We start from the raw sequence: 22,200 nt of genomic DNA, 5'->3' as shown, positions 1-22,200 counted from the left end.
AGTTCCAGGTGCAGGGGATCTTCGTATAGCTGTGGCGTGCGGCCGATGGGGTGTGGCGGCGCCGGAGAGGAGTTCGTCGACGATGCGCAGGCGTCGGACGACGGTGGATTGCGTGCCCCCGCCCGGCGATATCGTTGCCGGACGGACGAAGGAGCATGCGCACTTATCTGAAGCGCGCTTGCAAAAAGGACCATTCGAGCCTTCGCCAATCCTTCAGCACTTCATCGCCAACGTCGAAGAGTACGCGATCTTTACCCTGGATACCGAGGGGCGAGTCGCCGACTGGAACGAAGGCGCCCGAGCAATGACGGGCTACGAGGCGGACGAAGTCATCGGCCGGCCCTGTTCGATCTTCTATCGACCGGAGGATGTTGTAGCCGATGTGCCGGCCCAAGGGCTTCGCCAGGCTGCCGCCGAGGGACGTTACGAGATCAGAGGGCTGCGCGTGCGCCGAGATGGCAGCCTTTTCACCGCGGAAACCGTTCTGACGGCTGTCCGCGATCCGGCGCGACAGCTCCTGGGTTTTGGTGCGATCACACGGGATGTCAGCGAACGCACTGCCTTGCAGGAACAGTTGAGCGCCAGCGAGAGCCGACTGCGCTCAGTAGTCGACACCGTACTCGACACGCTTGTCGACGGGTTGATCATCATCGACAGCAAGGGCGTCATCCAGGTCTACAACCGCGCCTGCGAAAAGCTGTTTGGCTATGTCGCCGACGAGGCAATCGGCAGCAACATCATAATGTTAATGCCGTCGACCGTACGGGCGGGGCACAACCAGTACCTCCAAACCTATCTAGAGACCGGTATCCGCAAGATCATCGGGCAACCTCGCGAAGTGACGGGGTGTCGGAAGGATGGTTCAACTTTTCCGATGTACCTTGCGGTCGGCGAGACCACCTCAGGCGGTGAACCGATCTATGTCGGCGTCGTCCACGATCTGACCGAGCATCACCGCACCGAGGGCGAACTGCGCCAGGCGCAGAAGATGGAAGCGCTAGGCCAGCTCACCGGCGGCATCGCGCACGACTTCAACAATATTTTGATGGTGATCCTGGCCAACGTCGACACGATCATCGAGGACGAGACCGCGGCGAGCGGCGTCCAGGATCGCGTCCGGCAAATCGACCGGGCGGCGCAACGGGCCGCGGAGCTCACGCGCCAGCTTCTCGCTTTCTCACGCAAGCAAGCATTGCAGCCGCAACTCACGAACCTCAACGACATCGTGGCATCGACGGTGCGCCTGATCCGCCGCACGCTCGCCGAGGACATAACCGTCGAAACGGCCCTGATCCGCGACCTCTGGACCACGAATGTCGACCGCACCCAGCTTGAGTCGGCCCTGGTCAATCTCTGCATCAACGCACGTGACGCCATGCCGGAAGGTGGCAGGCTGCTGCTCGAGACGGGCAATGTCGTGCTCGACGAGGACTATGTCGCCCAAAACCCCGATGCCACGACCGGCGAGCAGGTGATGATCGCTGTCACCGATACTGGCGCCGGCATCGCCCCCGAAAATCTCGACAAGGTCTTCGAACCGTTCTTCACGACCAAGGAAATCGGCCGCGGTACCGGGCTCGGCTTGAGCATGGTCTACGGCTTCATCAAACAATCGCAGGGTCATATCAAGGTCTACAGCGAGACAGGTCGAGGCACGTCGATAAAGCTCTACCTGCCACGCATCGTTGGCGACGGCGAGGTGCCGGTGCCGGCAAGCGACCTTGCCTTGGCCGGTGGCAAGGAACGCATCCTGGTTGTCGAAGACGATCCGCAGGTTCGCAATGGGGTGGTCCGGCAACTCGCGAGCTTGGGCTACGCGGTCGACGAGGCGGCGGACGGTGCTACCGGGCTTGCAGCCTTTGCCGCCGCGCAACCGGCCTACGACCTCTTGCTGACCGATGTGATCATGCCCGGCGCGATCAGCGGCAAGAGCCTCGCCGACGAAGTCGCCCGACGCTGGCCGGGCACGCCGGTGGTCTTCATGTCAGGTTATACCGAGGAGGCGATCGCCTCTCAGAGTAGGCTCGATCCAGGAGTGCGCCTCCTTGCCAAGCCGTTCCGTAAGCGCGACCTGGCTCGCATGATCAGGGCCGTCCTCGACAAAACGAGCTAACTCGCCAGCGTGCGCTCATAAACTCCTGAAGAGCCTCCGGCGATGCCTTGGCATAGGCACCGCGCCGGCTCACTACCGTGCCGGTGAGGCGCTTCAGCTCCAGGGCCATCTCGGTTGCCTTGGCGGTCACGACGATACCGTTCAGCACAGGTGCGCCATCGATCAGGAATGGTGTCTCTCGGGAGAAGAGCAACATCGGCAGCCCGCCTGCCGGGACTATGACTTCTGCACCGGCCACCACGAGCGGCCGCACCTGCTCGACAAATTCGGCACGCACCTCCGCGTAGGTCGCCTCCTCGGAGAAGGCCTTCATGAACCGCGGCAAGCTCATATGAAGCGCATGGATGCCTGCGATTCGCGCGTCAAGAGCATGGGCACGCACTTGTCGCTCGTGCCAATCGATGAACGACGGATCGATGGTGACGAGGCCGATCTTGCGGCCCATCGTGAGCCCGGCGAGCAAGGTCGCTTCGCCGAGCCCGATCACGGGGATATCGACGGCGCCGCGAATTTCCAGCAGCCCCGGTTCCTGGAAATGGCCGATCACAAAGGCGTCGTAGCCCGCACGCTCAGCCTCCAGAGCGAGACGGATCACCTGGGTTGCACAACGCAGTTCAGTCAGCGGGTGGAAGTAGCGGTCGGGCGGGTCGAGGCCGTGGACCTCGAAGCGCACGCCGGGCGACGCCACGGCATCCAGCAACGCCTGCAGCCGACTCATATAGGCAGCCTGCTCTACAGGATGGACGAAGCTCTGATACTAGATACGCAGTGGTCGCGACCCGTCACTCACCTCCCCCTCCACAGTTCGATCACCGGTCCCGTCGAGCCGGATACCGGGTCCCTCTCTGGCAATGGTACGGCCGCGACAGCACGGCTCGCGGCTTCGCGATCGACCTGCCCCGGCCGCTTCTGGTCGAACCGTCCGTTGCTCGGGTAAGCGCCGACCACCAACAGATCGGCGCTGGCGTCGAGCCGCTTATGGCCGGTGCCGGCCGGCAAGACGACGACATCGCCTGCCTCGACTGTCAGAGCACGCCCCTTGGCGCCGCCGAACTCGACCGTTGCGCGGCCGCGCGCGATCCCCAGGACCTCATGCGTGCCCGTGTGGAAGTGCAGGAACGGGTAGATGCCGTTCCGCCAACCATCGGACCAACCGTTGTCTGCGAAAGTTTGCTCGAACCATGTCGCCGCGTCGCCCATGGCCTGGTCCGGTACCACGTCACGATAGACCACCAGCGGCAGCCGTGGATTGTTGGGCGTTTCCTCGTCGCTCTCGAAGTGAAAAGCCTCGGAAGCGTACTTTCGAACCTGGTCCGTTTTCATGACGGCAATTGCATACCGCTTCGCCTGACTTGGCAAACGCCGACGCAGGCTTGGCCAGGATCGCCTCTTCACCCGTTTTCGGTCGCTCTCCATTCATGCCTTCCGGGCGATCCGTCAGCCGAGGCTAGGTCTGCATCTCTAAGCGGATGTTTTCATTTGCGAATGGATTGCGGGTGCGTCTAACGTGGCGCGCCTTCAGGGGGAGATTACATGGCCCAGGATCGACGTTCACTGCGCGCGCTGGCGCAACTTCTGCCTTCCGGAGCGCTTGGCCTGTCAGTGACTTTGGCGGCGGCCGATGCTGCAGCCACGGCGGTTCCGGAACCGGAGGCAAAGAGCGGTTCCGTTGCCGAGCGTCTCCAGACCATTCGCAACGACGTCTCGGGCGCAATCGAACAGTACCGCAAAGATGGCGAGCCCTTCGTCGCTGTCGACCCCGAGCAGCTCGTAGCCTGGTGGGGCAACGGCGGCTGGCGTAACGGCGGTTGGCACAACTGGGGCAACGGCTGGCACAATGGCGGCTGGGGCAACGGCGGTTGGCACAACTGGGGCAATGGCTGGCACAACGGCTGGCATAACTGGTAATAGCCCCCGATGCCTGCCACGCCTGAAATCGGCATGGTGGTCGTGCAGCCGACGGCGTTCTGCAACATCGCCTGCACTTATTGCTACCTGCCAGACCGCTCGAACACGCACGTGATCGCCCAATCGACGGTGACGCGGCTGTTCGAGGAGATTTTTGCGTCTGGTTGGTCCTGCCCTGAACTCATCGTAGTCTGGCACGCTGGCGAGCCCTTGGTGGTGCCGGTTTCCTTCTACGAGGAAGCTTTCGCCGCGATCGACCGGCTGCGTCCAGCCAATGTCGTCGTAAAGCACTCGTTCCAGACGAATGGCATGTTGATCGATGCCGATTGGTGCAGGCTCTTCAAGCAGTGGAACGTCGGCGTCGGCGTCAGCCTCGATGGGCCGCGCGATCTGCACGACCTCCATCGCAAGACACGCAGCGGCAAGGGAACGTTCGACAAGACGATCGCTGGCGTCCGCACCTTGCGCGAAAACGACGTGCCGTTTCACGTCATCTCGGTGTTGTCGAAGGCGAGCCTCGGCATGCCGCATGACTTGCTCGACTTCTATATCTCCGAGGGCATCGACCAGGTCTGTTTCAATGTCGAGGAGTCCGAAGGCGACCATGTGTCGAGCCTGTTTCATGGCCCGGCACTGCGCCAACGTTATGCGGCCTTCCTGCGGACTTTCTGGCATGAAGCGCGCCACAGCGGCCGCGTCCGCTTCGTACGCGAGATCGATCTCACTCTGCCTCGCGTCTTCCGGCCGGAGGGCGCGCCGACGCGCAACATTCAGGTCGAACCGCTCGCCATGTTGAACGTCGACAGCCACGGCAATGTCTCGAGCTTCTCGCCGGAGCTGCTGGGACTGAAGAACGAGACCTATGGTGACTATCTTCTGGGCAACATTCGTTTCCAGTCGATGGCCGAGATTCGCGACGCCTGCCTTGCCTCGCCGCTCTATCGCGACATCAGCGAGGGCGTGCGCGCCTGCAGCACCTCGTGCGACTACTTCTCCGTCTGCGGTGGCGGTGCGCCGGTCAACAAGCTGTTCGAGAACGGCAGTTTCACCGGTACCGAGACCTCCTACTGCACGTTAACCCAAATGGTTCCGACCGATCTGATCCTCGAGGCCTATGACCGCCTCGAGAAGGGTTGGGCCGCTGCCGAATCCCCTGTCATCAACCCGCTTCCGCCTCTCCCGAGCGGCCAGACCGCCGCGCAGCCTCCGAGGATGCCATGACCAGAACCAAGCTCTTTGCCCTCGCTTCCCTGGTGGCCGCCGGCTCGATGCTGGGCGCCGCCCAACTCAGCGCACAGCAAGGGCCGCCGCAGGGTGGCCCCCAGGGCGGGCCTGCCACACCACAGCAGAGCGGCCCGCCGCAGAGCCAACCGCCCGGGCAGCCGTCCGAAGGTCGTCCCTACCCCGTCATGTTCGTGACCAGCGTCGAACTGCTGCGTTCCGAACGCACCGGCGGCATCGACATCGTGCGCGCCCGCGGGTTGGTGACCTCCAACTCCTGGACCTCTCCTCACCTCCTGCCCATCACCGTCGGCAAGGGCATCGACGGCATGCTCGACCTGATCTTCCAGTCGAGCGCGCCGCCGAGCATGTCGCCGCTCGGTCCGTTCATGGTCGTCGAAGCGCTGCTGCCGCTGGGCGGTGGTCATCCCTATAAGGGCATTCGCGTCCGGTCGGGCTACAACTCGGTCACGCTCAAGACCTTGCCTGGTTTCGCCGAGGCTGCTGCTCCCAAGGAAGATTGCGCGAAGTGTCTTGGCAAATACTTCCAAGCCAAGGGCGCCGCGGCGCCGGCTGGTCAGGCGGCAGGCAATATCGTGCGCGAGGAGGACCTGCCCTACCCGCTGCGCATCATCCGTCCGAACGACGGCATCCCGAGCTATGAATACGATCCCAACCGGCTGACCCTTCTCCTGTCGGATGCCGGACAGATCGTCGACGCGGCCTGGGACTGACCGCAGCCGCGACCAGCCTCTGAGGCTTCGTCCGCTAAAGCGGTGGCAGCGCGTTGCGAAGTTGCGCGCTGGGCACCTGCATGAGTCCGTCGAACGGCTGCCCCAGTTCGAGGATCAGATAGATCGCGCTCGCCGCCGACAGGGCACAAAAGAAGAGCACGAAGAGAAGAGTCGTGTTCGGAGCCGACGACATGGCGAAGGTCGCGAAGATGAAGCAGAGCCACAGAACCAGCAGAAAGACGAACGGCTTGGACATCGAATCCGACGGGTGAGATTGGATCGATAACTGGATCTGGGCCAACGCGTTGCTCACCGCCAGCGCACGGGCCTGCCAAACGCCCTGCGGATCCTGTGTCACGAGCTGGCGCAGCTTGGCGACGACACTGACTTCCTCGGCAATGGCCTTGGTGGAGTTCCCCGATTCGGACTGCCAGATCGAGTCGGCGAGGATCTTCACGTCCTCGCGCAGGACCTTCCGCAGCGCCGTTCCTTCGTCGCCGAGGCCCTTCAGGATGCGGTCGAGCTCGATCACGTTTGCCGTGAGATGGGAAATCTGGCTGCCCATGGCCTCGTAGGATGCTCGGGTCGACGCGAACAGAAGCGCAATGACCAGGGCCGACATCGTACCCACGAGCGCCGTTGCGAGCTTGATGACCTCCTTCGAATCGCCACTGAGATGCCGCTCGGGCAAGCGGTGGCGGAGGAGCAGACCCAATCCGGTGCTGAGGACAATCAAGGCAAAGGCGAGCAGTACAACGGCAACGGCACTCACGTCTTCGACCTCGTTCCCTATCTCGATCAGCGTCTAGTATAACCACGCATGAGTTCAACCGGCACGCCCTACCAGACTGTTTCTGTCGACTACTTCGCGCGCCGCGGCCTGCGTCGCTACGCGGGCGTCTTCTCGCTCTGGGCCCTGGGTGTCGGGGCTGTCATTTCCGGCCACTATTCAGGGTGGAATCTCGGCCTGCTGGCTGGCGGTTGGGGCGGCTATGCACTGGCGGCGGCGGCCATTGCCGTTATGTATCTCGGCCTTGTCTTCTGCATCGCCGAGATGGCGGCCGCACTGCCCCATACAGGCGGCGCCTACTCCTTCGCGCGGGCCTCTATGGGGCCCTGGGGCGGCTTCATCACCGGCCTTTGCGAGAACGTCGAGTATGTTCTCACCCCGGCCGTCGTGGTCTCCTTCCTCGCCACCTATTTGGCCGCCGTCTTCGATACTCCGCCCGCCTGGCTGCCGCTTTACTGGATTGCGGGCTACGTGCTGTTCGTGACCTTGAACATCCTCGGTGTCGAACTCTCCTTCCGCGTCACCGTGATCGTCACCCTGGCGGCGTTGGCCTGCCTTGCGGTGTTCTGGGCCTCGGCACTGCCCGTTGCCGACTTCAGCCGCTATGCCCTCAACATCGGTGCCGGTCCTGATGGCAAACCCATCGAGCTGCCCCAGGGCAATGGACCACTGCTGCCGTTCGGCCTGCACGGCGCTTTGGCGGCCTTGCCCTTTGCGGTCTGGCTGTTCCTCGCCATCGAGCAGCTTCCACTTGCTGCCGAGGAGGCGATGCAGCCGAGCCGCGATATCCCACGCGGCATCGTAGCCGGATTGCTGACGCTCTTCGTTTCGGCAAGTCTGGTCGTCTGGCTCAACGCCTCCGTAGCTCCGGGCGCCTTCCAACTCGCAAGCTCTGGCGAACCGCTGCTCGACGGATTTCGCGCCACCTTCGGCAGTGGCCTCGCCAAAGGGCTGGCGTTGGTCGCCTGTGTCGGCCTGATCTCGAGCTTTCACACCATCCTGTTCGCCAAGGGGCGGCAGATCTATTCGCTGTCGCGCGCCGGCTACTTTCCGCGTTTTCTCTCGATCACCCATCCACGCCACAAGACACCGCATGTCGCCTTGATCGCGGGCTCGGTCGTAGCTCTCACCCTGATGCTCGGACTCTGGTTCGGTATGGGTGCGGAGAAGGGAGCTGCCGTCATCCAGGGTATGCTGCTCAACATGGCCGTGGCGGGCGCCATGCTTTCCTATCTGCTGCAGGCCGTGAGCTTCCTCGTATTGCGCGCCCGCCTGCCCAGCCTCACGCGTCCCTATCGCTCGCCAATGGGTGTCGGCGGCGCCATCGTCACTATCGCCATTGCCGCCGTAACACTGGTCTACCAGCTCCTCGACCCGGTCTTCGTGTCGGGCGTGCTGGGCGTCTGCGCCTGGTTCGCGCTGGGGATCCTGTGGTTCGCCCTGGTAGGCCGAAACCGGCTGGTGCTGTCGCCGGAGGAAGCCTTCGCTGTGAAGACTCGAGAGAAGTCAGCCGAAGCGACGTCAGTCGGTGTCTGAAACGATAGCCTTCGCCTCACGGTCGCGTTCGGCGACGCTCTGGGCGACTTGCTTGCGAAACTTATCGAGGTCGGGACCACGCAGCTGGGCCCGCTTCAGCTCGGGATGCGTGATGGGGTTCACCGGCTTGCCTTCGCTCAGCAGCTCGAAGTGAAGGTGTGCGCCAGTCGAACGACCGGTGCTGCCGACGAAGCCGACCACATCGCCTTTCGACACCATCATGCCGGGCTGCAGCCCCGGCGCGAACCCCGCGAGGTGGCCATAGACAGTCGTCAGCTTGCCAGCGTGATCGATACGCACCCAATTGCCGTAGCGGCCGTTGGGCGCGGCGCCGACCACCACCCCATCGGCGGCGGCATGGACGGGCGTGCCGTTAGGTGCCACGAGATCGACCCCCTCATGCATGAACAAGGAACGGCCGGCGCTGCGGGCTGACGGCGACAGAATCGGCGCCGGCGGCTTTGCCCCGCCGTAGGCCGAAAGCCCGAGCGATGCGCCGAGCGGCGTGGCGACATTGACCCGAGGCATATCGAGCGCACCACCGGTCGGCAGGCCGGGCGGCAGTGCTGGCCGGTTGCGCACCGGGCCACCAGCGCCTTGCGGCTTACCGGCATACATCGGCGGGGGTTGATCGAACGGATCGGCGCGCAAACCGAAGCCCGACGAAATCGAAACGGTGTCGAGCGGCAGCCGGACCGACGGCGGCGTTGCGGCCTGGCCGCTGGTCATCCAGAAGCGCTCGGTCTTGTCGCGCGAACGGAAGCGGTGGATCGCCACCGCGCCCTTGGCCGTGCGCAACTCAATCCAGAGGACACGGCCAACATCGAGCGGGGCGCCGTCGATCGTGAAGCTCTGCTCAAAGCGCACATAGAACTTGTCGCCGTTGCGCAAGGTACCATCGAGATCGACCGAGGTCGCAAGGGCTTCGAGCACTTCAAGCATCGCAGGCGCCGGGACGCCGGCCGCAGCCGCAGATGCCGCGAGCGAGTCGCCTACGACGACGCCTGTCAGGCCGCGCTGGCGCTCGAACGGCAAATAGGCCCGCAGGCGTTCCTTGTCTTTGCCGTCGCCCAGCAAGCGCTCTTCCTCGCGGCGACCGTACGCCAGCACCTCTTCCGAAACCGGGCCCGTCGAGACGGGCGGCGGAAGAGGATCCGCAAGGACAATCTGCGGCTGTACTTCCTCGGGCTCGATTTCGAGGGCCAGGACACGTGCCAACTGACCATCGAGTGAAACCAGACGCATGAACTGCAGATGATCGATCAGGCTGGCTGTAACCGACGGCTGATCCACCGGCTCATCGACCCGCAGAGCTATCTCGGCTTCAGACGGACATTGCTCTGCGGCGTGATCGACCTGGTCAACGGGTACGGACTCGAGTCGCGAATCGGCAACCGCGACCCCGGTGGGAATCGATCCGACGAGCAGCAAAACAGTGAAAGCCGCAGCGACCGAGGGCCGTTTCATGCGTTCCAGTCTAGCGCCAGTTTCATTTAGGGACGGTGACATCGCCGTGGCGGCCGATGCATCCGCCCATTCTAGCCGCTGAATCAGCGCTTGGACACCACCGGTTTCCAGGCCTTTGCCCGCCTTTCGGCGTCGGTTATTTGCGCAGGGGTCATGCGAGCCTTGAGCGTGGCAAGGTCTTTGCGTGCCTGATCCAGGCGATCCTGGTTCTTCGCCGTGTAGCGATCGATGGCGAGCTTGAGCCATTTGTAGGCCTCGACATCGTCGTGCGGCGGGATGCCCTCACCGAACCCCAGCATGAAGCCGATATCGTTCTGGGCCCTGGCATAGCCCTGCTGCGCCGCTAGCAGGTAGAGCCTCGCGGCTTCCTTGTGATTACGCGGCACGCCTTCGCCGCTCCAGTACATCGCCCCCAGCAGGGTTTGCGCCTCGGCATTGCCCTTCTCGGCCCACACTTTCCAAATGCGCACGGCTGTCGCCATGTCCTTGCGCTCGTAGGCGCCCGCCGCCTGCTTCATCTGCGCTTCGAGAGACTGCGCCACCGCGGAAAGAACGGGAACCGCAAGAAGGAACGCCAGCAGGGCGGTTGGGATTATCTTCATGAACGTCATGATATGACGGCGCGGCAGGGATTCGACAAGACCGGTAGGAGAGACGCATGACGGCGAAGATCACCACCTTCTTGATGTTCGAGGGCCGCGCCGAGGAGGCGATGAACTTCTACGTCTCGCTGCTTCCCGACTCGGAGATCACTGACATCACGCGCTACGGCACCGAAGGCCCCGGCGCCGAAGGATCGGTGATGCGTGCGACAGCAACCCTTGCCGGCCAGCAATTCATGTTCATCGACAGCGCCGTGAAGCATCCCTTCACCTTCACGCCGGCCATCTCCCTCTTTGTCACCTGTTCTTCAGGAACGGAGATCGCCATCCTCGCGGAGAAACTGGCCGACGGCGGCGAGATCATGATGCCGCTCGACGCCTACCCATTCAGCCGCAAGTTCGCCTGGGTCGCCGACCGGTTCGGCGTAAGCTGGCAACTCAACCTTCCCTGATTAGCTGCCCCTTGATCACCTGCAACCGTGCCACATGAGTGGCGTTGGCCTGTCAGGTTCGATTGTACAAATGGGGCTACTATGGCTGAGAACTTAACGGCCGGTGCCGCCGACACTCCTGGCCTGACCACGCAGGAATTGCGTGAACACGAACAAGCTTTCCACAGCTTCAGCAAGCTGATCCTGTTCGCCATCCTACATATCGGGCTGGTTCTGGCCTGCATGGCGCTGGCCTTCCTGGCCAATATTCCGGTGCTGGCGCTGCTGATTGGCCTGGGGGGCACTGCGGCGCTGGTCATGGGATTTCTTGTCGTGACCTGACATCGGGCGGGATTGACGACAATTTGTTTGCCCCCGCGGTGATTAGATGCTTCCTGCGGGATAACAGCATGTCTATTCGATCCCTGCCCCGTCGCCTTCTCCTCCTGGCGGCCGCAACGGCGGCCCTCACGGCGCCAGCCGCCGCACAGCCCGTCGAGACCCTGCAGCAGGTCAAACTGCTGCTCGACTGGAAAGCCCTGCCGACCTTCGCAGGCTTCTTCCTGGCCCGCGAGATGGGGGCCTTCGAGCGCCGTGGGCTCGACGTCAGGTTTTCCGAAACACAGGGGGCGGTCTCTTCGGCTAAGATGATCGGCGAGGGCAAGGAATTCTGGATCGGCTCCTCGAGTGGCATTGCCACGGCGATCGGCCGCTCCAAGGGCCTGCCGATCAGGAGCCTGGCCGTTTATTATCAGAAGTCGCCGACGGTCATCTACACGCGCACCGAGGACCGCATCGCCCACCCACGCGACCTCTACGGCAAGACTCTGGGTCTGGTGCCGGGCAGCATCACCAACGAGGAGTTTCGGGCCCTGCTGGCGGCCAACAAGCTGGACCGCAGCAAGATCAAAGAGACGACCGTCGACTGGAACGCCTACGATCTGGTCGAGAAGAAAGTCGATGCGTTGATCGACTATGACGAGATGGCACCGGCCGAGCTGATCGCCGAGGGCCGCCGTATCATGATGATCCGTCTCAGCGACTTTGGTGTCCGCGCCTACAGCCTGAATCTGATCGTGAACGATGCAGCCTGGGCTGATCCGGAGAAGCGCGAGATCGCACAGAAGATCGAGGAAGCGGTACAGGAAGGCTACAACATGGTGAGGGAGCGGCCGGCCGACGCTGCCATGCACTTCTCCCGCATCTTCCCGCGGCTTGCACCGCGCTACATCGACCGCAGCATGGCGACGGTTTCACAACAGCTTTCGGGACCACCGACCGGGCAGCAGACACGCGCCGGCTGGGAAGCCACCATCAAGACGCTCGACCAGCTCGGGCTGCTCGACAAGCCGATCACACCTGACGATGTTGCGATCCTGAACTAGCGCAGCATCCGATTGGGAGGGTTCTGTGTTTCGTCGCCTCGTCCTGCCGTTGTTGCTCGCGCTCGCCCTGCCGTGGGGCGCGCACGGACAGCAATGGTCGACATATCGGCCGGTAGGCGCCGGTTTCAGTATCGACCTGCCGGGCGAACCGACCATCGAATCCGAAACATCGGAGTCCGCAGCCGGCCCCGTGGAAACCCATAGCGCATCGGTCGAAGTCGGGCAGGCTGGCTACGTCAGCATGTACACCGTCTATCCGGAGAGCACCGGCATGGAAGCCGACGAGGCGCTCGATGCAGCGCGCGACGGGATGCTGGAAGACGGCAAGAGCAAGCTGCGCGAAGAAAATCGGCTGACGATCAGCAACATCCCGGCCCGTCGAGTGGCCTTGTACGACACCGAATCAAAGCTGGTGATCGTTAATCTCATGGTCTATCGCAACAACACACTCTACCAGTCGATCTATGCCGCGCCGCCCGACCAGGAAGACACCGACAACAGCCGGCGTTTCTTCGCGTCGTTCAAACTGATCGAGCGCTGAGCCCTTGCTGTTCTAGGTTGCCGGGCGCACCTGCGGCCGGGCATGCAGCCGGTTGGCGGCAGCGATCACGACCGTGGTGATCGCCACCATGGAGAGGCTGAGCACGGCGATGGCGCCGACATCCCCGCTCTCCTTCAAATCGAAGATCAGTACCGAGAGCACCTTGGTCTCAGAGGTGAACAGGATCACCGCCGCCGACAGCTCGCGAATGGTCGCGACGAAGATGAAGCACCAGGTGGCGATCACCGCCGACCGGAGCAACGGTGCGGTGATATCGGCCAAAGTGCGCAACTGTGTGGCTCCCAGCATGCGCCCGGCCTCCTCGAGTTCGGGATGGACTGCATGGAAGGCCGATCCGAGCTGCTGATAGGCGGCCGGCAGCTCGATGGTGACGAAGGCGATCAGCAAAATCCACAGCGTGCCGTAGAGCGCGAGCGGCGGTCGCGTGTAGGCGAGGAAAAGCCCGACGCCCAGCACGATGCCCGGAATGGCCAGCGGCGCCGTGGCGAGGAAGGCGAGCACGCGATGTCCCCTCACAGCCTTGCGCGCCACGATGTAGGCGATGAGCAGCGCCAGGAGCGCGCCCAAGGTCGCGGACGCGGTCGCAAGCAGGAAGGTGTTCTTGAGTGCCGGCATCGTCGAACTGAGTTCGAGGAAGGTGAAGCGCACATTGTGCAGGGTGATGGTTTCGGGCGTCACGATGCGCGAGGCCACGCGCGAGAAGGCCGAATTGAACAGCGCCGCATAGGGCAGGAAGAGCGGCATGGCGAGGATGAACAGGGCCAGCGCCACAGCCGGCCCTCTGAGCCAGCCGAGACGAATCGGTCGCGGTGCTCCGTATTTGCCGCCGAGCACCGCATAGCCGCGGCGGCCGAGCGCCATCGCCTGGGCCCGTAGCAGCAGGATGGTGAGCACCAGCAGCGGGACCGAGGCGGCGGCTGCGAGCTCCGGCTTGGGCGGAAACTGGAACAGGCTCCAGATCCGGGTCGTGAGCGTATGGAAACCCGCCGGGATCGCCAGGATGGCAGGCGAGCCGAACAGGTTCAGTGCCTGCAGGAACGCGACCAGGGCACCGGCGAGCAAGGTCGGCAGCGCCAACGGCACGGTGATGCGGCGGGCCGTCTGCCATGTCTTCGCCCCCAGCATCGAGGAGGCATCCTCGAGTTCGCCCGGCATGCGGTCGAGCGCGTTGGCGACGAGGATGAAGACATAGGGGAACGTGTAGCAGGAGATGACGAAGATCAGGCCGGTCAGGCTGTAGATGTCGAACAGCGCCTCGTCGGCCGGCATGCCACTGACAAGACGCCAAAGCTGGTTCAACAGGCCGGAATTGGGCGCAGCCAGCATCTCCCAGGCGATGGCGCCGACAAAGGGCGGCGTCACCAGCGAAGCCATGACGAGTGTACGGACGGTGCGGGCCAGCGGCATGTCGGTTCGGGCCACCAACCAGCCAAGCGGTGCCGCGACCAGACAGCAGATCACACTGACCGAGCAGGCGATGATCAATGTCGTGACGAGCGGATCGACGAAAGTGGGATCGGTGAAGAGAGCGACGAAGTTGGCGAGCGTGGCGCCGCCTTCCTTGTCGGTCAGGCTCACCACCAACAGCCAGCCCACCGGCAGCACGATCATCGCCGCGAGCAATGCGCTGACGGCGAGCAGGATCGGGCGCGAAAGGTCGCGCGTCATACCTTGAAGAGGCGTTGATACCGCGTCTTGATCTCGTCCGCGCTCTTCTCGACCTCGGCAGGATCCTCCGGCAGCGTCTTGATCGAGGCGAGCGCCGGCCGGCCGGCCTTGGCCTTGACCAGCTTGTGCGCCGGATACTGGCCACTGAGGTTCACGATGAACTGCTGTCCTTCGGCGGACATGATCCACGCCACCAGGAGGCGCGCCGCGTTGGGGTTGGGCGCCGCCTTGAAGATCGCCATGGGGTTGGAGATCTGCGGCGTGCCCTCGATGGCATGCACGACTTCGATCGGGGCGCCCCGCTCCTTGGCCATCCAGAAGAGATAGTCGCTGCCGTCGACGGCAATGGCGCGTTCGCCCGCCTCGATACGCTTGGGCGGCTCCGTCGCCGACTGGACCTGAAGCACTTTCTGCTTGGACAGTTTCTCGAAATAGGCCCAGCCCAGTGCCTTCGCCAGCTGGTGCGTGGCCGTCATGATGGTGCCGGAATAGCCGGGATGGCCCTTCACCAGTTTGCCCACATACTTGGGATCGAGCAGGTCGTTGAAACCCTTGGGCACATCCTCCGGCTTCACCAGGCTGGTGTTGTAGGCGATGGCCGAAAGATGGGTGCGCTGGTTGACGAAGGTGCCATCAGGATCGCGCTGGTCGGCTGGAATGTTCTCCGCCATGTCGAGCGTCAGGAAGGGCTCCAGCCAGCCTTGTCGCTTCCAGACGATGAAGTGCGCCGCATCGGAGCTGTTGGCCACGTCGACGCGCTTGATGTTGCTGCCGACTTCCTGGCCGATGCGATTGAACAGCCGCTCCGCGCCGGTGCGCTCGACCGCAACTTTGATGCCGGGATATTTCGCCTCGAACGCCTTGGCCACGGGCTCGGCGACGGAAAGATCCATCGCAGTATAATAGGTAACCTTTCCCTCTTTCTTGGCCGCGTCGACCAGCTCCGGCGTGATCGCTTGCGGCGGTGGGGCAGCCGAAAGGACGCGTGCTCCGAACGGAAGAAGAAGACCAGCGGCAACCAGCGAGCGACGGCGCATTGTCTATACCTTGAAAATCTTGAGGTACTGCGCCTTGAGCGCATCGGCCTGGTCAGCGACCACGTCCGGCTCCTCGCGCAAGGTCTTGATGTCGGAGAACTTCTTCATGTCCGGACGATCCTTGGCTAGCGCATGGGCGGAGCGGAGTGCACCGACATCGATGTTGAGCTGCTGGGCCTCCCGCGTCATCGACCATGCGTGGAACAGCCGCGACGCATTGGGATTGGGAGCCCGCGCCATGATCCCCGAAGGGCCGGTGATCAGCGGCGTGCCCTCGGTCGGATAGACGATCTCGACCGGCTCGCCACGCGTCTTCAGCTCCTCGACAATGTACTCGCCGCCGTCAGCCATCACCGCGCGTTCGCCCTGGGCCAGCTTCTTGGGTGGCTCCGTTGCCGATTGAACCTGCATCACCTTCAGTTTGGCGAGCTTCTCGAACCAGGCCCAACCGAGATCGCGGCTGAGCTGCTGGGTCGCCGTCATAATCGTGCCGCTGTAACCCGGATGCGCCTTGACGATCTTGCCCATCCACTTCGGATCTACCAGATCGGCATAGGACTTTGGCGCCTCTTCCACCTTCACCAGCTTTGTGTTGTAGGCAACCGGGCAGAGCGTGATGCGCCAGGAGGCGAACATTCCATCGGGATCTCTGTGCGCCGCCGGGAAGTACTGCGCGACTTCCTCCGGAACGAACGGTGCCAGCATGCTGGCACGCTTCCAGACGATGAGATGAGCAGCGTCAGAGCTGTTCACGACGTCGCAATTGTAGATCTTGTTCTGATATTCCTGGCCGATGCGCTGATAGTTGCGCTCCGCACCCGAGCGCTCGACCTTGACCTTCACTCCCGGATACTTCGCTTCGAAGGCATTAGCGACCTTCTCGCTGAGGGCGAGGTCGACCGAGGTGTACCAGGAGAACTTTCCCTCCTTCTTGGCCGCCTCGATCAGGGCGGGCGTGATCTTTTGCGCCTCGGGCGGCGCGCCGCGCACCGGTGTAGCGAAGGCGCCCGCACCCGTCGCCACCGAAGCAGCAAGCACATGGCGTCGCGTTAGCTTCCTGGTCATGGCACGTCCTCCGCCAAGGCCCGACATTGTTCTGCCGGCAGATGGAGCCACACGGCTTGGCCTGGCGCGATGATGCAGCTAGGCAGCGCCGTCACGCGCAACTCCGTTTTGTCATCGAGCGCGACGGTATAGTCCCGCGTCGAACCGAGAAAGACCTGCCGCGTCACGACGCCGTGAAGGTGATTGTCGCTCCCCACAGGAGGTGCCTCGAGGCCAATGCCGATCTCGTGCTGGCGAACCGAAAGAGAGATGGGGCGACTGGCCTGGAGCTTGCGGCCCGTCGTGCGCAGTGCCTTGCCTGCCACGGACACACGCACATCATCCAATGCCTGCCCGCGCAGAATGTTGGAGCCGCCGATAAAGCGCGCCACGAATTCCGAACGTGGCCGGGCATAGATCTCCTCCGGCGGTCCGAGCTGCTCGACCTTGCCCCTGTTCATGACAGCGATGAGATCGGCCGTCGTCATGGCTTCGGCCTGGTCGTGCGTCACGTAGACGGTGGTGTAGCGGTACTGGTCGTGCAGGCGGCGGATCTCGAAACGCATCTCCTCGCGCAGGTTGGCGTCGAGGTTGCTGAGCGGCTCGTCGAGCAGCAACGTTTCCGGCTCAACCACGAGCGCGCGGGCTAGTGACACGCGCTGCTGCTGTCCGCCCGACAGCTCGCCGGGATAACGGTCCGCCAGCGCTTCGAGCCTCGCCATCCCGAGGATCGCCTTGAGCTTGGTGTCGATGGTGGAGCGATCTAGCTTCCGGATCTTGAGACCGTAGGCCACGTTCTCCGCCACGGTCATATGCGGCCAGAGCGCATAGCTCTGAAAAATCATCGACATGTTGCGGCCTTCCGGCGGCACGGTGCGCGATAGTGACGACAGGACCTTGCCACCGACCTCGATTTCGCCTGCCGAGGGCTCGATGAAACCCGCAATCAGCCGCAAGGTCGTGGTCTTGCCGCAGCCCGACGGCCCCAGCAGGCAGACGAGTTGCCCGTGCTCGACACGCAGAGACACATTGTCTACCGCGGCAGCGCTACCGTAGTGCTTGGAAAGGCCCTTCAGTTCGACTGAGGCCACGTTTCCTCCCTGCCGGTCGAGGATGCTTGGCTTCGCGCTCCATGACAATCGTGTTGTATATTCCCGCCCCTCACCGAAGGGATACCGGCATGCAGGAACAGAAGATCATCGGGCGACGCGAGGGCCAGGTCGGCCATCTGGTTTTCAACAATCCGGCCAAGCTCAACGCCGTGTCGCTCGACATGTGGGACGGCTTCGTCAGCATCCTGAAGGGCTTCGCCCAGGATCCGGAGATCCGCTGCGTCGTGGTGAGCGGCGCCGGCGGCAAGGCCTTCGTCTCGGGCGCCGACATCTCCAAGTTCGAAAGCGAGCGCGCCAACGCCGAAGCGCAGGTGCGATACGACGCGATCTCCAAGGAAGGCTACGAGGCGCTCTACGACTTTCCCAAGCCGACCATTGCCAAGATCACCGGCTACTGCATCGGCGGCGGCATGAACCTCGCCGCCTGCTGCGACCTGCGCTACTGCAACGAGGGCGCCCGCTTCGGCGTACCGGCTGCCAAACTCGGTCTTGGCTACGGCTTCCTCCGGATTGAACGCCTCTCCCGCATCGTCGGCCTGCCGCGCGCCATGGAGTTCCTGTTCACGGCCAAGCAGTATTCCTCACAGGAAGCCTACAATATGGGCCTGGTTCACGGCGTCGCTTCCGATGCCGAACTCGACGCCATGGTCGATGGCATCACCGGCGCCATCGCCCAGAATGCACCCCTCACCATCGCGCTCGCCAAGGCCTCGGCACGTGAGATCGCCAAGCCCGAGTCCAAGCAGGATCACAAGAAGCTCGACAAGATGGTCGAGGCTTGTTTCGACAGCGAAGACTTCAGGGAAGGCCGTCGCGCGTTCATGGAGAAGCGCAAGCCGGTCTTCAAGGGGAAGTAGGCCATGACCGCCCTGCCGCTTTCCCATCTCTCGGTCCTCGACCTGACCGCGCATCGCGCGGGCCCCACGGCCGTGCGCCAGCTCGCCGACTGGGGCGCACATGTGATCAAGATCGAGCCGCCCTCCGATGAAAAGAACGACTCTATGGGCGGAGCGCGGCACGGCTTCGATTTCCAGAACCTGCACCGCAACAAGAAGTCGATGACGCTCAACCTCAAGAGCGCCGAGGGCCACGCGATCTTCATGAAGCTCGCGGCTAAGGCCGATGTCATCGTCGAGAACTACCGCTCCGACGTGAAGCATCGCCTGAAGGTCGACTACGACACGGTGGCGAAGGTCAACCCGCGCATCGTCTATGGCTCCATCGCGGGCTTTGGCCAGAGCGGCCCCGATGCGGCGCGTCCCGGCGTCGATCAGATCGCCCAGGGGATGGGCGGCCTGATGTCGATCACCGGCGAACCGGGCCGTGGACCGATGCGGGTCGGCATTCCCATCGCCGATCTCACCTCCGGCCTGCTACTGGCGCAGGCCATCATGCTGGCGCTCTACAATCGCGAGCGCACCGGCAAGGGCCAGTGGGTCCATACCTCGCTGATCGAAGCGCAGATCTTCATGCTCGACTTCCAGGCATCGCGCTGGCTGATGAAGGGCGAGGTGGCCAAGCAGGCAGGCAACGACCATCCGACATCGATTCCGACCGGCGTGTTCCCCACCCAGGACGGCTACATCAACATCGCCGCGGCCGGCGACAAGATGTGGAAGCGTGCCGCCGAGGCGCTGGGCGCCGCTACGCTGATCGACCATCCCGAGCATGCCACCCCGACGCTGCGCTCACAGAACCGCAAGGCCCTGAACGAACGCATTGGCGAAGTGACCCGGACCAACACCTCGGCTCACTGGATCGAGGCACTGAACAAGGCGGGCGTGCCCTGCGGGCCGATCAACACGATCGACAAGACTTTCGCCGAGCCGCAAGTCCAGCATCTCGGCATTGCCCGGCCGGTGAACCATCCCAAGCTTGGCGACATCAAGGTCGTCGGCCAGCCGATCAACCTCTCGGATTTTCCGCAGCCTGCAGCTCTCAAGCCGACACCCGACCTTGGCCAGCACACCGACGAGGTGTTGTCGGACCTGGGCTACGACCCGGCAAAGATTGCCGCCCTCAAGTCCGGCGGCGTGATCTAGGCCTTCAGGAAATCGCGCAGAGCCCGGCGGAACTCCGCCGGCCGCTCGACCTGCGGCAGGTGTCCGGCCTCGGGAATTGTCACCAACTTCGACTCATCGAGTGACTGCCGCATTTTCCGGGCGCCCTGCTTGTCGAACACGGGCGAACGGTCGGCCTCCCCCCAGATCAGCAAGGTCTTCGACTTGGGTGGGGGGCTTGGCGGTTCGCCCGACAGCATGATGTCGAGCACACGATCGATGTCGGCCCGCGAGAAGCGCTCGAGCGACTGTGCAATGCCGGCCGGCACCTTGGCGCGATCGTGGAAGGCGAGGCCCAGCACTTCATGGCCGTAGAACTGCGCCACGTTGCCTCGCGCCATGGCGCGCAGGGGTGTCTTGGCGGCCAGCCAGCGCACCCCCGACGGATAGGCCGGCGGCGGATAGCCGTTCACCATCACCAGCGATCGGCAACGCTCGGGATAGTCACCAGCGAAGCGCCAGGCGACAGATGCGCCGAGGGAGTTGCCGACAATGACGGCGCGCTCGATCCCGAGCGCATCGAGGAGCGCCGCCAGCCAGGCCGCGTAGGCGCTGAACGTTGGCAACGGAGGCTCGTCGACCGTGCCGATACCCGGGAGCTCCGGAGCGACGACGAGATGCGATTTTTCGAGATCATCGGTGATGGTCGACCAATAGGCCTCGGCACCGGCCCAGCCACCATGCAGCAGCACGATTGCGTCACCTTTTCCGCCAGTCCACAGTCGCGCCGGGCGTTCGCCGAGCGGGATCGTTCTTTGCTCCACGTAACGCCCTCGAAGATAAACAAAGCGAGAGCATAGAAGATGACTGCGGTGCGGAGAACTGCCTTGGTAACCGGCGCCGGCCGCAATATCGGCCGTGCCTGTGTACTGGAGCTGGCTGGTGCGGGCTTCAACGTCGTGATCAACGGCTCGAAGGACCGCGCAGCCTGCGAGGCCGTCGCCAAGGAAGCGGCCCGCGCCGGCGTCGATGCCGTGGTCGCGATGGCCGATATCGGCGACCCAAAGGAATGCAGGCGCATCGCTGACGAAGCTATCAAGCGCTTCGGCGCGGTCGACGTGCTGGTGAACAATGCGGCCCTGCGACCGGCCAAGCCCTTCCTCGAAATGCAGGAGGCCGACTGGCGGCGCGTCCTGTCGGTCGATCTCGATGCCGCGGTATGGCTGGCACAGGCCTGCCTGCCCGGCATGATGGCGAAGAACTGGGGCCGCATCGTCAATTTCACCGGCATGAACGCCATCCATGGCTATGCCGGCCGCGCACCGGTCTCCGTGGCCAAGCACGGTGCCTGGGGTCTTACGAAGGCACTGGCCAAGGAGTTTGGCCCCAAGGGCATCACCACCAACGCCATCTCGCCGGGACCCATCGCCGCCGATGTCGAGAGTGACGCGGCATCGATGCATCATCGCCAGGAGACGATGGCCAAGGTGCCGCTCGGCCGCATGGGTACGCCGGCGGAGATCGCCTCGGTGGTCGGGCTGCTGGTGGCCGACGGCGGCGCCTACATCAACGGCCAGATGATCCAGGTGAACGGCGGCGGCGAAACGTAAGCGCCTACTCCATCGGCAGGCCGGTTTTCCGCGCGATCGCACTCCAACGCTCGATCTCGTGAGTGACAAAGTCACCGAATGCCTGGCGGCTTTCGAGAACGATGCGGGCGCCTTGTTCCTGCCAGATATGCTTCACATCTGGCGCGGCCAGTGCCTTCTGCACGGCTGCGTGCAGGGCATCGAGCGGGGCAATCGGCGTCGCCTTGGGAGCAAAGAGGCCGTACCAAGTGCTGACATCGAAATCGGGAACCCCTACCTCGGCAAAGGTCGGCACGTTGGGCAGCACCGGCTCGCGTGCCATCGTCGCGACGGCAAGCGCCCGCAGGCGGCCGGATTGCACGTAGGACGCTATGGTGCTGAGGGGCTGGAACGTTGCGTCGAGTTGCCCCGAGATCAGGTCCTGCAGAGCCGGCCCGCCGCCCCGGTAGGGAACATGCGTCAGGCTGATGCCCGTGCGCTGCTGCAGGAGTTCGATGGCGAGATGCGGCATGGTGCCGAGTCCCGATGAGCCGATGTTGATGGCGCCGGGCGATTTCTTCGCCGCCGCGAGAAAACCTGCGAAATCTTTTACGTCGAGCTTGGCTGGATTGACGACGAGGCTGACGGGCACTTTGGCCAGGAGGCTGACCGGCGCAAAAAGGCGCGCCAAATCGAAGCCCGATTCGGCGTAGACCACCGGCGCAAAAGTCTGTGCCGAATTGGCGACGAGGAGTGTGCAGCCGTCGGGTCGCGACCGGGCCACGATCATGCCACCCAGGGTGCCGCCGGCCCCACTACGATTGTCGACCACGACCGGCTGGCCGAACTGCTCGCCGACATGGGCTGCAATCGGCCGGGCAAAGGTGTCGTTCGAGCCGCCGGGCGGGAATGGCACGATCCAGTTCATGGTCCGCGTCGGCCGCCAGTCGGCGGCAAGCAACGGCGTGCCGGTACTCATCGCCAGGAGGCCGCCGAGCGCGACGCGACGTGAAACGTTCATC

24 protein-coding genes are annotated in these 22,200 nt (G+C 63.7%); 13 read left to right on the top strand and 11 right to left on the bottom strand.

The window, feature by feature from the left end:
- The first annotated feature begins 178 nt into the window (after positions 1–178).
- Entirely contained in the window at positions 179–2,113 is a 1,935-nt protein-coding gene (locus tag EPO50_RS27185) for a PAS domain-containing sensor histidine kinase (RefSeq protein ID WP_296349444.1), read from the top strand.
- Here EPO50_RS27185 and EPO50_RS27180 read toward each other — a convergent pair.
- Positions 2,085–2,831 carry an aspartate/glutamate racemase family protein gene (locus EPO50_RS27180; RefSeq protein ID WP_296349443.1) on the bottom strand — a complete coding sequence of 249 codons (747 nt, stop codon included), beginning with the start codon at positions 2,829–2,831 and terminating at the stop codon, positions 2,085–2,087. The genes EPO50_RS27185 and EPO50_RS27180 overlap by 29 nt on opposite strands.
- Positions 2,832–2,899: 68 nt before the next feature.
- On the bottom strand, positions 2,900–3,436 hold the full coding sequence (locus EPO50_RS27175; protein WP_296349441.1) for a cupin: 537 nt from the start codon (positions 3,434–3,436) through the stop codon (positions 2,900–2,902).
- 210 nt (positions 3,437–3,646) lie between these two features.
- Between EPO50_RS27175 and grrA the strand changes: the two genes are divergently transcribed.
- The 3 genes from grrA to EPO50_RS27160 are packed head-to-tail and all read left to right on the top strand — an operon-like array spanning position 3,647 to position 5,976.
- Positions 3,647–4,021 (top strand): GrrA/OscA1 family cyclophane-containing rSAM-modified RiPP, encoded by a 375-nt coding sequence (gene grrA / locus EPO50_RS27170; protein ID WP_296349439.1) that lies wholly within the window; start codon positions 3,647–3,649, stop codon positions 4,019–4,021.
- A gap of 9 nt (positions 4,022–4,030) precedes the next feature.
- Positions 4,031–5,242, top strand: coding sequence for a cyclophane-forming radical SAM/SPASM peptide maturase GrrM/OscB (gene grrM, locus EPO50_RS27165; protein ID WP_296349437.1), 1,212 nt, complete (start codon positions 4,031–4,033; stop codon positions 5,240–5,242).
- Entirely contained in the window at positions 5,239–5,976 is a 738-nt protein-coding gene (locus EPO50_RS27160) for a hypothetical protein (RefSeq protein ID WP_296349435.1), read from the top strand. The genes grrM and EPO50_RS27160 overlap by 4 nt, the downstream gene beginning before the upstream one ends.
- A gap of 34 nt (positions 5,977–6,010) precedes the next feature.
- Here EPO50_RS27160 and EPO50_RS27155 read toward each other — a convergent pair whose 3' ends face one another.
- Positions 6,011–6,748 (bottom strand): hypothetical protein, encoded by a 738-nt coding sequence (locus EPO50_RS27155; RefSeq protein WP_296349433.1) that lies wholly within the window; start codon positions 6,746–6,748, stop codon positions 6,011–6,013.
- A gap of 48 nt (positions 6,749–6,796) precedes the next feature.
- On the opposite strand from EPO50_RS27155, the gene EPO50_RS27150 reads away from it, so the two are divergent.
- Positions 6,797–8,302, top strand: coding sequence for an amino acid permease (locus tag EPO50_RS27150; protein WP_296349431.1), 1,506 nt, complete (start codon positions 6,797–6,799; stop codon positions 8,300–8,302).
- Here the strand turns inward: EPO50_RS27150 and EPO50_RS27145 are convergent.
- Positions 8,288–9,547 carry a M23 family metallopeptidase gene (locus EPO50_RS27145; protein WP_296349430.1) on the bottom strand — a complete coding sequence of 420 codons (1,260 nt, stop codon included), beginning with the start codon at positions 9,545–9,547 and terminating at the stop codon, positions 8,288–8,290. The genes EPO50_RS27150 and EPO50_RS27145 overlap by 15 nt on opposite strands.
- A gap of 9 nt (positions 9,548–9,556) precedes the next feature.
- On the opposite strand from EPO50_RS27145, the gene EPO50_RS27140 reads away from it, so the two are divergent.
- Positions 9,557–9,799: a hypothetical protein gene (locus tag EPO50_RS27140; protein WP_296349428.1), complete on the top strand. Its 243-nt coding sequence runs from the start codon at positions 9,557–9,559 to the stop codon at positions 9,797–9,799.
- Between the two features lie 53 nt (positions 9,800–9,852).
- On the opposite strand, the gene EPO50_RS27135 is transcribed toward EPO50_RS27140, so the two are convergent.
- Positions 9,853–10,371 carry a tetratricopeptide repeat protein gene (locus EPO50_RS27135; RefSeq protein WP_296349426.1) on the bottom strand — a complete coding sequence of 173 codons (519 nt, stop codon included), beginning with the start codon at positions 10,369–10,371 and terminating at the stop codon, positions 9,853–9,855.
- Positions 10,372–10,427: 56 nt separating this feature from the next.
- On the opposite strand from EPO50_RS27135, the gene EPO50_RS27130 reads away from it, so the two are divergent.
- The 4 genes from EPO50_RS27130 (at position 10,428) to EPO50_RS27115 (ending at position 12,728) form a co-directional block, all read left to right on the top strand.
- Positions 10,428–10,823, top strand: a complete 396-nt coding sequence (locus tag EPO50_RS27130; RefSeq protein WP_296349424.1) for a VOC family protein — start codon at positions 10,428–10,430, stop codon at positions 10,821–10,823.
- A gap of 81 nt (positions 10,824–10,904) precedes the next feature.
- Entirely contained in the window at positions 10,905–11,144 is a 240-nt protein-coding gene (locus EPO50_RS27125) for a hypothetical protein (RefSeq protein WP_296349422.1), read from the top strand.
- A 68-nt stretch (positions 11,145–11,212) separates the two neighbouring features.
- Positions 11,213–12,187 carry an ABC transporter substrate-binding protein gene (locus tag EPO50_RS27120; RefSeq protein ID WP_296349421.1) on the top strand — a complete coding sequence of 325 codons (975 nt, stop codon included), beginning with the start codon at positions 11,213–11,215 and terminating at the stop codon, positions 12,185–12,187.
- 49 nt (positions 12,188–12,236) lie between these two features.
- Positions 12,237–12,728, top strand: coding sequence for a hypothetical protein (locus EPO50_RS27115; RefSeq protein ID WP_296349420.1), 492 nt, complete (start codon positions 12,237–12,239; stop codon positions 12,726–12,728).
- A gap of 12 nt (positions 12,729–12,740) precedes the next feature.
- Here EPO50_RS27115 and EPO50_RS27110 read toward each other — a convergent pair whose 3' ends face one another.
- From EPO50_RS27110 to EPO50_RS27095, 4 genes are read right to left on the bottom strand one after another with little or no spacing between them, the layout of a single operon-like run.
- On the bottom strand, positions 12,741–14,417 hold the full coding sequence (locus tag EPO50_RS27110) for an iron ABC transporter permease (RefSeq protein ID WP_296349419.1): 1,677 nt from the start codon (positions 14,415–14,417) through the stop codon (positions 12,741–12,743).
- The gene (locus EPO50_RS27105) at positions 14,414–15,454 is read right to left on the bottom strand and encodes an ABC transporter substrate-binding protein (protein ID WP_296349418.1); all 1,041 of its coding nucleotides are present in this window, start codon (positions 15,452–15,454) and stop codon (positions 14,414–14,416) included. The genes EPO50_RS27110 and EPO50_RS27105 overlap by 4 nt, the downstream gene beginning before the upstream one ends.
- 3 nt (positions 15,455–15,457) lie before the next feature.
- A complete protein-coding gene (locus tag EPO50_RS27100) occupies positions 15,458–16,519 on the bottom strand; it encodes an extracellular solute-binding protein (RefSeq protein ID WP_296349417.1) in 1,062 nt (353 codons plus the stop codon).
- The gene (locus tag EPO50_RS27095; protein WP_296349416.1) at positions 16,516–17,589 is read right to left on the bottom strand and encodes an ABC transporter ATP-binding protein; all 1,074 of its coding nucleotides are present in this window, start codon (positions 17,587–17,589) and stop codon (positions 16,516–16,518) included. The genes EPO50_RS27100 and EPO50_RS27095 overlap by 4 nt, the downstream gene beginning before the upstream one ends.
- Positions 17,590–17,678: 89 nt before the next feature.
- On the opposite strand from EPO50_RS27095, the gene EPO50_RS27090 reads away from it, so the two are divergent.
- Positions 17,679–18,467 (top strand): enoyl-CoA hydratase, encoded by a 789-nt coding sequence (locus EPO50_RS27090; RefSeq protein ID WP_296349415.1) that lies wholly within the window; start codon positions 17,679–17,681, stop codon positions 18,465–18,467.
- 3 nt (positions 18,468–18,470) lie between these two features.
- Positions 18,471–19,652: a CaiB/BaiF CoA-transferase family protein gene (locus EPO50_RS27085; protein WP_296349414.1), complete on the top strand. Its 1,182-nt coding sequence runs from the start codon at positions 18,471–18,473 to the stop codon at positions 19,650–19,652.
- Here the strand turns inward: EPO50_RS27085 and EPO50_RS27080 are convergent.
- Positions 19,649–20,434, bottom strand: coding sequence for an alpha/beta hydrolase (locus tag EPO50_RS27080; RefSeq protein ID WP_296349413.1), 786 nt, complete (start codon positions 20,432–20,434; stop codon positions 19,649–19,651). The two genes, EPO50_RS27085 and EPO50_RS27080, sit on opposite strands and share 4 nt — an antisense overlap.
- A gap of 63 nt (positions 20,435–20,497) precedes the next feature.
- Between EPO50_RS27080 and EPO50_RS27075 the strand changes: the two genes are divergently transcribed.
- A complete protein-coding gene (locus EPO50_RS27075) occupies positions 20,498–21,220 on the top strand; it encodes an SDR family oxidoreductase (RefSeq protein ID WP_296349412.1) in 723 nt (240 codons plus the stop codon).
- A 4-nt stretch (positions 21,221–21,224) separates the two neighbouring features.
- Here EPO50_RS27075 and EPO50_RS27070 read toward each other — a convergent pair whose 3' ends face one another.
- A complete protein-coding gene (locus EPO50_RS27070; RefSeq protein WP_296349411.1) occupies positions 21,225–22,199 on the bottom strand; it encodes a tripartite tricarboxylate transporter substrate binding protein in 975 nt (324 codons plus the stop codon).
- Position 22,200: the final 1 nt, after the last annotated feature.

It is taken from the genome of Reyranella sp. (assembly GCF_004297405.1).
Taxonomy (GTDB): Bacteria; Pseudomonadota; Alphaproteobacteria; order Reyranellales; family Reyranellaceae; genus Reyranella.
The sequence above is the reverse complement of the archived record's forward strand: the minus strand, read 5'-3'. Positions and strand labels throughout refer to the sequence as shown.